Here is a 12,108-nt window from a genome sequence, read left to right on the forward strand (position 1 = left end):
GGTTTCCACCAGGCAACTCCGGTCGGGAACCACAATCTAGGAGAGCAGGGACTGCAGATGGCCGATTTGACCATCAACGCCGATGACGTCCGCAACGCCTTGACCGACTTCGCCGCGTCCTATGAACCGGGCAACGCGCAGCGTGTCGAGGTGGGTCGCGTGAGCACGGCTAGTGACGGCATCGCAAAGGTGGAGGGTCTTCCCTCCGTAATGGCCAACGAGCTGCTTCGTTTCGAAGATGGCACGCTGGGACTGGCACAGAACCTCGACACCCGTGAAATCGGCGTCGTCGTCCTCGGCGACTTCGCCGGGATCGAAGAAGGCCAGGAGGTCCACCGCACGGGCGAGATCCTTTCCGTCCCCGTCGGTGACAACTTCCTGGGCCGCGTTGTTGACCCGCTGGGCATGCCCATCGACGACATGGGCGACATCGAGCCAGAAGGACGCCGTCCGCTTGAGCTCCAGGCGCCCGGCGTGACGCAGCGCCAGTCCGTCAGCGAGCCGATGCAGACCGGCATGAAGGCCATCGACGCCATGATCCCGGTCGGCCGCGGCCAGCGCCAGCTGATCATCGGCGACCGCCAGACGGGCAAGACCGCCCTGGCCGTCGACACCATCATCAACCAGAAGGCCAACTGGGCCTCCGGAGATGTCTCGAAGCAGGTGCGCTGCATCTACGTGGCCATCGGCCAGAAGGCCTCGACGATCGCCGCGGTCCGCCAGTCGCTCGAAGAGCACGGCGCCATGGAGTACACCACCATCGTCGCCTCCCCGGCCTCCGACCCGGCCGGCTTCAAGTACCTGGCGCCCTACGCCGGTTCGGCCATCGGCCAGCACTGGATGTACGGCGGCAAGCACGTCCTCATCGTGTTCGATGACCTTTCCAAGCAGGCCGAAGCCTACCGCGCCGTGTCCCTGCTGCTGCGTCGTCCGCCGGGACGCGAGGCCTACCCGGGTGACGTCTTCTACCTGCACTCCCGGCTGCTGGAGCGTTGCGCCAAGCTCTCCGACGAGCTCGGTGCCGGCTCGATGACCGGATTGCCGATCATCGAGACGAAGGCCAACGACGTATCGGCGTACATCCCGACCAACGTCATTTCCATCACCGATGGCCAGATCTTCCTGCAGTCGGACCTCTTCAACGCCAACCAGCGTCCCGCAGTCGACGTGGGCATCTCGGTGTCCCGCGTGGGCGGTTCGGCGCAGATCAAGGCCATGAAGAAGGTCTCCGGCACGCTGAAGCTGGAACTGGCGCAGTACCGGGACATGCAGGCGTTCGCCATGTTCGCCTCGGACCTAGACGCCGCGACCAAGCAGCAGCTGACCCGTGGTGCCCGCCTGATGGAACTGCTCAAGCAGGGCCAGTATGCGCCGTACCCGGTCGAGGATCAGGTCGTCTCCGTGTGGGCCGGCACTAACGGCCACCTGGATACCGTTCCCGTCAGGGACGTCCGCCGTTTCGAGCAGGAGTTCATCGAGCACCTGCGCAACCGCACCGATGTGCTCACCACGATTGCCCAGACGGGCAAGCTGGAGGACTCGACGGTCGAGGCGCTGAAGTCCAACGTCGAGGACTTCAAGCAGGGCTTCTTCGGCCAGGGCGGGGACCAGCTGGTCAACGCCGGGCACGAGGAGCATGACGCCCTCGGTGAAGAGAACGTCGACCAGGAAAAGATCGTCAAGCAGAAGCGCTGACGTTCTCCGTGAGGTGGTGGCCGGGCCCCAGAGTCCAGCCACCACCACCACGGACTAGGAAAGGATAAACATGGGAGCCCAGATTCGGGTCTACCGCCAGAAGATCGCCTCGACCTCGTCGATGGGCAAGATCTTCAAGGCGATGGAACTGATCGCCACTTCCCGCATTGGCAAGGCCCGGAGCCGCGTTTCGGCCTCGCTGCCGTATGCCCGTGCGATTACCCGTGCCGTTTCTGCCGTCGCATCCCAGTCCGAGGTCGATCACCCCCTGACCACCGAGCCGGAGCAGATCCGCCGCTCGGCGGTGCTGGTGATGACGTCCGACCGTGGTCTGGCAGGTGCCTACTCGGTCAGCGCCATCAAGCAGGCTGAGGCACTGAACGAGTTGCTGCATGCTGAGGGCAAGGAAGTCAGCACCTACATCGTCGGACGCAAGGCCCAGGCATACTACGATTTCCGCAACCGCGATTTTGTGCGGGTGTGGACCGGGGATACCGACGCGCCCAAGTTCGAGACGGCCCGCGAAATCGGCCAGGCGCTGCTGGAGGCCTTCAACACGCCGTTCGAAGAAGGTGGCGTGGAGGAGATCCACGTCGTCTACACGCAGTTCAAGTCCATGGTCCTCCAGGAACCAACCGTTATCCGGTTGCTGCCGTTGGAAGTCGTGGAGGAAGAAGTGGCCCAGGAGAACGACCTGCTGCCGCTGTATGAGTACGAACCCGAGCCCGAACAGGTTCTGGACGCGCTCCTACCGCGTTACATCGAGTCCCGCATCTTTGCGGCCCTGCTGCAGTCGGCTGCATCCGAGCTGGCGGCACGCCAGCGCGCGATGAAGGCGGCCGGTGACAACGCCAACGAGCTGATCAAGAAGTACACGCGACTTCGGAACAACGCCCGTCAGGCCGAAATCACCCAGGAACTGTCGGAAATCGTGGCAGGCGCCGACGCGCTCAGCGCGTAGCAGCCGGCCGATCACCATGTATGCCCACGCTCTAGAGATACAAGCGAAGTGAGAGAGATGACTGCCCAACTAAACGAGCAGGGAACCGTCGCCGCAGCCCCGGGTGCAACCGGGCGCATTGCACGCGTCACCGGCCCGGTCGTCGACGTCGAATTCCCGGCCGATGCCCTTCCCTCCCTGTACAACGCCCTGACCGCCGAGGTCACGCTCAACGGTGAGACCCACACGGTCACCTTCGAAACCAGCCAGTACCTTGGCGATGACTTGGTCCGCGCGATTTCGCTGCAGGCCACCGACGGACTCGTCCGCGGCGCCATCGTCCAGGACACCGGATCCTCGATCTCCGTCCCGGTCGGCGACGTCGTCAAGGGCCACATCTTCAACGTGCTGGGCGAACCGCTCGACGTCTCCGCCTCCGAGCTGGAGATCACCGAGCGCTGGCCCATCCACCGCAAGCCACCGCCGTTCGCGTCCCTGGAGGCGTCCACGGAGATCCTCGAGACCGGCATCAAGTCGATCGACCTCCTCACCCCGTACATTCAGGGCGGCAAGATCGGCCTCTTCGGTGGTGCCGGCGTGGGCAAGACCGTGCTGATCCAGGAAATGATCACCCGTGTGGCCCGCAACTTCGGTGGCACCTCGGTGTTCGCCGGTGTGGGAGAGCGCACCCGTGAGGGCAACGACCTCTGGGTCGAAATGGAAGAGTCCGGCGTTCTGAAGGACACCGCATTGGTCTTCGGCCAGATGGACGAGCCGCCGGGAACGCGCCTGCGCGTGGCACTGTCGGCCCTGACCATGGCCGAGTACTTCCGCGATGTGCAGAACCAGGATGTGCTGCTGTTCATCGACAACATCTACCGCTTCACGCAGGCAGGTTCCGAGGTGTCGACCCTGCTGGGCCGCATGCCCTCCGCCGTGGGCTACCAGCCCAACCTGGCCGACGAGATGGGTACCCTCCAGGAACGCATCACCTCCACGAAGGGCCACTCCATCACCTCGATGCAGGCCATCTACGTGCCCGCGGATGACTACACCGACCCGGCTCCTGCCACGACGTTCGCGCACTTGGATGCGACCACGGAACTCTCCCGTGAAATCGCCTCCCGTGGCCTCTACCCGGCCATCGACCCGCTGACGTCCACGTCGCGCATTCTCGACCCGCAGTACGTGGGCCAGGCGCACTACGACACGGCGGTGCGCGTGAAGTCGATCCTGCAGAAGAACAAGGAACTGCAGGACATCATCGCGATCCTGGGTGTCGACGAGCTCTCGGAAGAGGACAAGATCGTCGTCTCCCGAGCCCGGCGCATCCAGCAGTTCCTGTCGCAGAACACCTACACTGCCAAGCAGTTCACCGGCGTGGAGGGCTCGACCGTTTCCATCAAGGATACGATCGAGGGCTTCAAGGCCATCTGCGATGGCGACCTCGACCATATCGCCGAGCAGGCCTTCTTCAACATTGGCGGACTCGACGACGTCGAGCGCCAGTGGGCCGAAATCCAGGGCAAGTAGCCATGGCCGAACTCGAAGTCGAAATCGTCGCCGCCGACCACTTCGTGTGGTCCGGCGCGGCGACCCTGGTCAAGGCACGCACCAGCGATGGCGAGATCGGCGTCATGCCCGGGCACAGCCCGGTCCTGGCGATCCTCGCAGCCGGTGAGTTGGCCATCACGCCCACCAACGGCTCGCGGTTCACCATCCAGTCAGAAGGCGGTTTCTTCTCGGTCGACAAGGACCGGGTTGTCATCGTGGCTGACAACGCGCAGATGGACGAATCCGCCACGGCAGGAAACCGATAGTCCGCCGTTGAACTCCTTGGGCATTCCCGTGATCATCCTGGCGGTAGCCCTGCTACTGCTGGTCATGATCTTGGGTGCCATGGGGCTTCGCCGCCATCAGCTGCTGCGTGCCCTCGGTACATTCGACGCCTCCATCTCCACCGCCTCCGGGAAGTGGACGATGGGGGTTTGTCGTTATACGGGGACCGAACTGGAATTCCTGAGGCTGTTCTCCGTCACCCCGGTCCCCAGCCATCGTTTTACCCGCACGTCGCTCCAGCTGACCGGCTGGCGGGAATCGGACGCGGCGGAGCGGACCCGGATCCAACCGGGCGCCGTCGTCGTGTCCATCGTGGTCGATGGGGAACCGGTCCTGCTCGCCATGGACTACGGCTCGTACACCGGGCTGCGTAGTTGGATCGAGGCAGGCCCGGTGGCCGGCGTCGGGACGTGGCGCTGACCAGCAGCTTTCCGCACACGACGATGGCGCGCACCCCGCGGGGTGCGCGCCATCGGTGTTATGGATCGCTGGCGGGCCAAGCGACCAGCGAACCGACTAGATTCCGACGACTCCCGTTGCCTGGGGGCCCTTGGCTCCCTGGCCGATCTCGAACTCGACACGCTGGTTTTCCTCCAGCGTGCGGAAGCCGTTGCTCTCGATTTCCGAGTAGTGGACAAAGACATCGCCGTCGGCTTCGTCCGGTGTGATGAAACCGAAGCCCTTTTCAGCGTTGAACCACTTCACGGTGCCCTGCGCCATGTATATCTCCTCATAGATGTGAAACTAACCGGACGTGGCCCCTTGCCGCGTTCGGGCGGTACCGAAGTGGGAAGGTGCCGGCCGGGGCCGACGGAGCTTCGCACCCGCAACCTGCTTTGCGGGCATGATCATGACCAACACAAAGACTGAGTTGATCATCACATATCGATGTGATCTATTCAACGATAGCCAGCCAATTCGCCATGAATTACGCGCGAACGGGGTCCAACTGGCGCCCGTCCCGGAAAACGGACACGAGCCGCAGATGCCGGTCCACGACCACGGCGTCCGCGCTGAAGCCGACCTTGAGGGCACCCACCTCGTCCGCGAGGCCGACCAACTCGGCCGGTACTGCGGTAGCCGACTGCACAGCCTGTTCCAGCGGAACCCCGCCGTCCACGGCGGCACGGACGACATCGAGCATGGTGGACGTGCCGCCGGCCAGGGAAGTGCCATCGGCCAGACGTGCCGCTCCGCCGGAGACGACGACTTCCTGGGGGCCGAGGGTGTAGCGCCCGTCGGCAAGGCCAGTAGCGGCCATCGAGTCGGTGACCAGCACGATGGCCTCGGGTCCCAGGAGGGCGAACACTGTGCGGACGGTTGCCGGATCCAGGTGGACGCCGTCGGCGACCAGTTCGACAACTGCCTTGCCATTGGCGGCCGCTTCAAGGCAGGCGGCGACGGGCCCGGGGTTGCGGTGGTGCATGGGGGGCATCGCGTTGAACAGGTGCGTGACCATGGCGCGTTCGGTGTACCCGTCGAAACCTGCGGAAGAGAGCTCCTCAATGGCCACGTCCAGGGATGCGGTCACCGTGGCGGCGTCCGCATCGGTGTGCCCCACCGCGGGCAGCACGCCGTGTGAGACCAGTTGTTCGACGAGCGCGTCCGAGCCGGCCAGTTCGGGGGCATAGGTCATGGCGCGCAGCTGCCCGTGGGAACTGGCGACAAGCTGGTCGACGAAGTCGGGGTCCGGGACGCCAAGGTGGGCTGGGTCCTGCGCCCCGCAGCGGGCGGCGGAGAGGAACGGCCCCTCGGCATGCAGGCCGGCCAGCAGCTCCTGCTCGGCCAGCGGCGCAAGGGCTTCGGCGGCGCGCAGCATGTCGTCGCGCCCGGCCGTGACGAGACTGGCCAACAAGGTGGTGGTCCCGGCGGCGTGGAGGAAGCGGATGGCCCGTTCGGCTGCTTCCGGGTCACCGCTGGGGAAGTCGGCTCCGGCAGCGCCGTGGCAGTGCACGTCGACCAGGCCCGGGAGGATGGTGGCCCCGGCGGGGATGCGGATCTCAGTGTAGGCATCCGCGTCGGGCCATTGGGCGAACGCGTCGGGGGTCCCGACGAAGGATATGCGGTCGCCTTCGAAGGCCAGGACGGACTCCTCGGAGATCGTTCCGCCGCTGACAATGCGGCCCCTCAGGGACAGCCGGGTGGTTTCCTCGGTGGAAGTCATGCCTCCAGCATAGGTTCTGTGAGTGCGCGCACCTAGGTCCATCACGGAGTGTGGTCCGACGCGGTCAGAACAGCCGCGAGTCGCTGTCGTCCACCCCGCGCATGGCGTCATAATCCAGGGTCAGGCATTCGATCCCGCGGTCCGTGGCCAACGTGCGGGCCTGCGGCTTGATCTGCTGGGCGGCGAAGACCCCGCGGACCGGCGCCAGCAGGGGGTCCCGGTTCATCAGCTCCAGATAGCGGGTGAGCTGTTCGACCCCGTCGATGTCGCCACGGCGCTTGAGCTCGATGGCCACGGTCGCCCCGGCGGCGTCGCGGGCCAGGATGTCCACCGGGCCGATCGCCGTCATGTACTCGCGGCGAACGAGCCTGAAGCCCTCGCCCAGCACGTGGATCTGTTCGGCGAGCAGCCGCTGGAGGTCGGCCTCGACGCCGTCCTTGATCAAACCCGGGTCGATCCCCAGCTCGTGGCTTGAGTCATGCTGGATTTCGTGGATCCGGATGACCAGGTGGTCATCGCTCTTGGCGTGCTGGACGCGCCAGGTCTCCTGCACGCCCTCGGCCACTGCGTCCTCGTCCGCGGCGGCGATATGCATGGTGGCCGGGGGACTCATCCAGTTCAGCGGCTTGTAGGACCCACCGTCGGAATGTATGAGGACGGAACCATCTGCCTTGACCATAAGCAGGCGGGTCGCCAACGGAAGGTGGGCACGCAGACGGCCCACGTAATCGACTGAGCAACGGGCTATCACTAAACGCACATCCAGCACTCTACCGTCCGGTGGGGCTGCCCGGGCATTCCCCGCTCCGGCCCCGGAGGCGATACGATCCGGAACATGCCCCGCTCGAACCGCCCCCGCCGTCCGAACCGCCCGGCCCGGCCGGGCAAGTGGTCGCCGGCCGGGCGGCAGCCTGCGGAGGAAGACGGTGCCCTCCGCGGGCCTGGGCTCTCCATCCCCTCGCTGCAGAGCGCGCCGGACGGGCAGTGGCATGTGCGACGGATCTCTGCGGCACGTGCCGGCAAGACGTATATCTGCCCGGGCTGCCATCGGAACATCGACCCGGGGACCGAGCACATCGTTGCCTGGCGGGCCGACCACTGGAGTGGCGACGAGGCCTCGGCCGCCGGGCGGCGCCACTGGCACCTGAAGTGCTGGAGCGGACGCAGCTTCCGCTACTGAGCCGGCGCAAGCGCCGCCGTCGTGCCCCGCCGGTACACCGGGCGCTAGAGCCGTTCCTGGCGGGCCATGAACACCTCGCGGATCAGCAACATCGTCGAGGCGGCCAGCGGGATGGCCATCAGCGCGCCCACGACGCCCATCAGCGAACCGCCGGCGATGACCGCGATCACGGCCACGGCGCCGGGGACGGCGACGGTACGCTGCATGACGCGCGGGGAGATGAAATAGGCCTCGAACTGCAGGTATCCGAAGTAGAAGATGGCGTAGACCACCGCCGTCTCCCAGCCCACGGTCAGGGCGATCAACGACACCAGGACGCCGGCGATGACCGCGCCGACCAGCGGAATGAAGGCCAGGATGACCACGACCATCGACAGCAGCAGCGAGTAGGGCACCCCGACGATGCTCATCACGATGAACGCGTAGAGCGCGTTGAGCAGGGCGACCACGGCCTGTCCCATGACGTAGTTGCCGACGCTGTTCGTGATCTGTTCCGAGAGCACCTGGACGCGTTCGCGCTTCGAGCGCGGAGCCAACCGGTAGCACCAGGCCTTCAACCCGGGCAGCGATGCCAGGATGTAGACGGCCAGGACCAGGACGATCAGCGTGCCGAACATGCCTTGCGCCACCACCGAGCCGACGCCGATCACACCGCCGAAGACCCCGCCGACGGCATCGGTGTTCTGGAAGAACTTGTCGACTTCCTCGGTGATCCGTGCACGGATCTGGAATTGCCGGTCGACGGTGGTGAAGAACTCCGAATTCAGGAAGCTGTCCACGAAGTCCGGCGCCTTCTCCACGAAGGCGGTGGTCTGGCGCACGATCGTGGGGACCAGCGCGCCCACCACACCGCCGAAGACGGCAGCCAGCAACAGGATCGCCGCCAGCACGCCCAATGGGCGGGGGACCCGGTGGCGCTCGAGGAACCGCACGATCGGATCCAGCCCCAGGGCGATAAAGAGGGCAATCGCGATCCAGACCAGCAGCGAGCCGACATTGGTGAGGATGAAGTAGAGCAGCAGCGCCAGCCCGACGCCGACGCTGATCATGAACCCGGTGAAGATCGGGTGGTGGACCCCCGGGGTGGTCACGAGCGGTTCGTACTCCCTGGGCTCCTCGGGGACCGGGGTGACGGGGCGTGCCCGCTTCAACGCGTCGCGCACGCGGCCCATGAACGACGGCGGGGGCCCGCCGGGGGAGTGGTGGCCGGGGGCACGCTGGGACGCGCCGCCCACCGGCACCGGAATGCCGGCGGGCGCGGACGGCTGTGCCGCATCGGCACGCGGCGCGGGCTGCCCGGCGGGCGGGGCGGACGCCTGGCCGGGGCTGTTGTCCCCCGGACCCGCGCCGGGCGATGCCGGCCCGTTCTCCTCGCCGTCGGGGGTGGCGGTGCTCTCCGTCTTCACGGGGACGAGCCTACCCGTCGAGTGATCCGATCCGCTGCCTTCGGCGATTACGGGGAGGTCGCATATCGTGGCGCCCGACACAACCCGGAACCGCTGTGGTAACCGATTCGTTATCATTGGAGTGTGGCCGGGTCACCCATGTGCCCACCACGACCGAGGCCGATCCATCGACCCCCATTTTGTTAGGTGTATTTTAGTGCGAATCATCATTGCTGCGATCTCGATCCTGCTGGGCGCCGTGGCGCTCGTGGTAGGCATCGGACAGCGGACGTTCTGGGCCCCGCCCGAGATCGCGACGGCCACGGTCCAGACCCAGCTGGAGGACGCCCCGGTGACCGTGATCGGCCCCGGGATCGCGAAGAACCAGGACCGACCGGTCGATGTGACCATCGAGGCGGACGGGGAATTCACCGCCGCCCTGGGCCGTAGCGCCGACGTCGACGCCTGGGTGGGCAAGGCAGCGCACAACACCATCTCGGGGATCAACTCCGAGACGATGGCCCTGGACACCCAACACGTCAAGGGCGAGTCCAAGGTGCCGAATCCGAAGGGCTCCGATCTCTGGGTGGCCTCGGAATCCGCGGATTCGCATCTGGTACACCGCTGGACGCAGCCAGCCGACGGCGACTGGTCCCTGCTACTGGCCGCAGACGGCAGCAAGGCCGCTCCCACGCACATCACCGTCTCCTGGGAAAACGACGCCAGCACCCCGTTCTCGATTCCGCTGATCATCGTGGGCGCGCTGCTCGTCGTGTTCGGCGTGGCCAGCCTGCTGGTCCGCGGCCGCGGTCGCGGCAAGGATCCGCACGGCCCGGCGGCCACCGACCCGGGGTCGGGATCGGCCGCCCCTGCGGCGGGCTCCGGATCGGGGTCCACGGCCCTCCAGCGCACCGCTGCCGTCGCAGCTGCAGCGGCGCTGGTGCTGGTCCCGGCGATGCCCGCCTCCGCGGCACCGAAGGATTCGCCGTCGGGCTCGGGTTCGGCCTCGGACCCCACCAATACCGACCAGGGTGTCTATGCGGTCGTGCAGGAGAACCAGCTCAACCGCATCCTCGAGTCCGTCTCCGATGCGGTGTCCGCCGGTGACAAGGCCAAGGACGCCAAGAAGCTCAGTGCCCGCGTCGGCGGAAAGGCCCTGGACCTGCGCAAGCACAACTACGCCCAACGCAGCGACGGAGTGAAGACTGCTGCGCCGGATCCCGTCGCCGGCGGACCGGTCCGGTCGGCGGCCGTGACGACGACGACCGATTGGCCGCGCACCCTCATGGTGGTCACCCAGGCCAAGGACGCCAAGGTTCCGGAGGTCCTGGTCCTCGAGCAGGACAATCCCCGGGCCAACTACAAACTCGTCAACGCCGTGACGATGTTGCCCGGTTCCGAGTTCCCCGGCATCGGCGTGGGCGACACCTCGGTGCGCACGCTGTCCACCAAGGACGATTCGGTCGCCGTGTCACCGGAAACGGCAGCCAAGGACCTGGCGGAGTACCTCAGCAACCCGAAGTCGAAGAAGAAGAGCGAGTTCGAGAAGAGTCCCTTCATCTCCGCCACCCACGACGGCCAGGCCGCCGCGGTCAAGGACAACAAAAACGCCAAGATCGAGTACAAGCACCAGGCCGATACGAAGTCGCTCGACGTCCTCTCCACGCCCAACGGTGGTGCGCTGGTCAGCGGATACCTGACCAGCACCATGAGCGCGACCCCGAAGGAAGTGGGCGGCACCGTCAAACTCGACGCGGTGAGCGCCAAGCTGGCCGGCGCCTCGAGCACCAAGAAGGGCGTCGACATCACATACGCCGAGCCCGTGGTGTTCTACATCCCGGCCAACGACAGCAAGGACAAGATCCGCCTCGTCGCGGGCGAGTCGATGCCGCTCTCGGCCAAGTTGAAATAGGTAGTGTCCACGGGCATACCCCGTTGGGCAGCAGACCGGCACAGACCATAAGGTAGGGGCATGAGCAATACCGAACCAGCAGCAGCTTCCAGCCGCGGCGCCGTGGACCTGTCCGCATTCGGCGCCCAGACCCCCGGACCGGCCACGCCGGCGGCAGCCGGGACGCCAGCCGGAGGAGGGGAAACCTGGGCGACGGCGGTGAACCAACAGGACTTCACCCAGCTGGTCCAGCTCTCCAGCACCGCCCCGGTCGTCGTCTCGCTCGGCACCGGGGCCTCACCGGCGTCGGCCCAGCTCGATGCCACACTCCGCGATCTGGTCGACGGATACGCGGGACGGCTGGTCCTTGCCCTCGTCGACACCGACCGGGAGCCGGCCATCGCCCAGGCATTCCGGGTCGAGCAGGTGCCCTCGGTCGTGGCACTGCTCAACGGGCAGCCCGTCCCCCTGTTCCAGGGTGGCGCCTCGCCGGAGCAGATCGCCTCGCTGTTGCAGGAGCTGCTCCAGCTCGGCGTGCAGCACGGTGTGACCGGAACCGTCCCTGCCTTCGGCGGAGAGCCTGCCGAACAGCCGGTCCCGCCATTGCACCAGGAGGCCATCGACGCGATCGATGCCGGCGACTATGACGCTGCCGCGGCCGCCTACCGCAAGGCACTGGCAGAAAAGCCCAATGACGAGGACGCCCGCACCGGGCTGGAGCACGTTGAACTCCTTCGCCGGACGGCCGATGCCGACCTCCAAGCGGCCCGCCAGTCCGCCGCGGAACACCCGGACGGCATCGACGAGCAGTTGGCCGTGGCCGATCTCGACGTCCTCGGTGGGCATGTCGAGGACGCCTTCACCCGGCTTGTCTCACTGGTGGGACGCACCGCGGCCGAGGAACGCGAACGTGTCCGCGCCCGTCTGGTGTCCCTCTACTCGGTGGTGGGTACCCAGGATGAGCGGGTCGCGAAGTCGCGGCAGGCGTTGGCTCGCGTCCTCTTCTGAGCGCCT

Annotated in this window: 12 protein-coding genes; 8 read left to right on the top strand and 4 right to left on the bottom strand. The window is 66.5% G+C overall.

The window, feature by feature from the left end:
- Nucleotides 1-57: 57 nt before the first annotated feature.
- From atpA to AC1MEQ_RS17725, 5 genes are all read left to right on the top strand, one after another.
- Nucleotides 58-1,695: a F0F1 ATP synthase subunit alpha gene (gene atpA, locus AC1MEQ_RS17705; protein ID WP_479792602.1), complete on the top strand. Its 1,638-nt coding sequence runs from the start codon at nucleotides 58-60 to the stop codon at nucleotides 1,693-1,695.
- 70 nt (nucleotides 1,696-1,765) lie between these two features.
- Complete coding sequence (locus AC1MEQ_RS17710; protein WP_479792604.1) at nucleotides 1,766-2,656, top strand: F0F1 ATP synthase subunit gamma; 891 nt, start codon at nucleotides 1,766-1,768, stop codon at nucleotides 2,654-2,656.
- A 57-nt stretch (nucleotides 2,657-2,713) separates the two neighbouring features.
- Entirely contained in the window at nucleotides 2,714-4,168 is a 1,455-nt protein-coding gene (gene atpD, locus AC1MEQ_RS17715) for a F0F1 ATP synthase subunit beta (protein WP_479792606.1), read from the top strand.
- A 2-nt stretch (nucleotides 4,169-4,170) separates the two neighbouring features.
- Nucleotides 4,171-4,455: a F0F1 ATP synthase subunit epsilon gene (locus AC1MEQ_RS17720; protein ID WP_479792608.1), complete on the top strand. Its 285-nt coding sequence runs from the start codon at nucleotides 4,171-4,173 to the stop codon at nucleotides 4,453-4,455.
- 7 nt (nucleotides 4,456-4,462) lie between these two features.
- Nucleotides 4,463-4,894: a DUF2550 domain-containing protein gene (locus tag AC1MEQ_RS17725; RefSeq protein ID WP_479792610.1), complete on the top strand. Its 432-nt coding sequence runs from the start codon at nucleotides 4,463-4,465 to the stop codon at nucleotides 4,892-4,894.
- Between the two features lie 96 nt (nucleotides 4,895-4,990).
- Here AC1MEQ_RS17725 and AC1MEQ_RS17730 read toward each other — a convergent pair whose 3' ends face one another.
- From AC1MEQ_RS17730 to nucS, 3 genes are all read right to left on the bottom strand, one after another.
- Complete coding sequence (locus AC1MEQ_RS17730) at nucleotides 4,991-5,194, bottom strand: cold-shock protein (protein WP_343901984.1); 204 nt, start codon at nucleotides 5,192-5,194, stop codon at nucleotides 4,991-4,993.
- A 208-nt stretch (nucleotides 5,195-5,402) separates the two neighbouring features.
- Nucleotides 5,403-6,638, bottom strand: a complete 1,236-nt coding sequence (locus AC1MEQ_RS17735; RefSeq protein WP_479792613.1) for an N-acetylglucosamine-6-phosphate deacetylase — start codon at nucleotides 6,636-6,638, stop codon at nucleotides 5,403-5,405.
- A 64-nt stretch (nucleotides 6,639-6,702) separates the two neighbouring features.
- Entirely contained in the window at nucleotides 6,703-7,398 is a 696-nt protein-coding gene (gene nucS, locus AC1MEQ_RS17740; RefSeq protein WP_479792615.1) for an endonuclease NucS, read from the bottom strand.
- Nucleotides 7,399-7,473: 75 nt separating this feature from the next.
- Between nucS and AC1MEQ_RS17745 the strand changes: the two genes are divergently transcribed.
- On the top strand, nucleotides 7,474-7,818 hold the full coding sequence (locus tag AC1MEQ_RS17745; RefSeq protein ID WP_479792617.1) for a hypothetical protein: 345 nt from the start codon (nucleotides 7,474-7,476) through the stop codon (nucleotides 7,816-7,818).
- A 44-nt stretch (nucleotides 7,819-7,862) separates the two neighbouring features.
- On the opposite strand, the gene AC1MEQ_RS17750 is transcribed toward AC1MEQ_RS17745, so the two are convergent.
- A complete protein-coding gene (locus tag AC1MEQ_RS17750) occupies nucleotides 7,863-9,224 on the bottom strand; it encodes an AI-2E family transporter (protein WP_479792619.1) in 1,362 nt (453 codons plus the stop codon).
- 196 nt (nucleotides 9,225-9,420) lie between these two features.
- Here AC1MEQ_RS17750 and AC1MEQ_RS17755 point away from each other — a divergent pair, with 196 nt between their 5' ends.
- Both AC1MEQ_RS17755 and AC1MEQ_RS17760 read left to right on the top strand, forming a co-directional pair.
- Nucleotides 9,421-11,115: a hypothetical protein gene (locus AC1MEQ_RS17755; protein ID WP_479792621.1), complete on the top strand. Its 1,695-nt coding sequence runs from the start codon at nucleotides 9,421-9,423 to the stop codon at nucleotides 11,113-11,115.
- Nucleotides 11,116-11,175: 60 nt separating this feature from the next.
- On the top strand, nucleotides 11,176-12,102 hold the full coding sequence (locus AC1MEQ_RS17760) for a co-chaperone YbbN (RefSeq protein WP_479792623.1): 927 nt from the start codon (nucleotides 11,176-11,178) through the stop codon (nucleotides 12,100-12,102).
- Nucleotides 12,103-12,108 lie beyond the last annotated feature (6 nt).

The sequence above is a fragment of the Arthrobacter sp. ASL1 genome, from assembly GCF_056680475.1.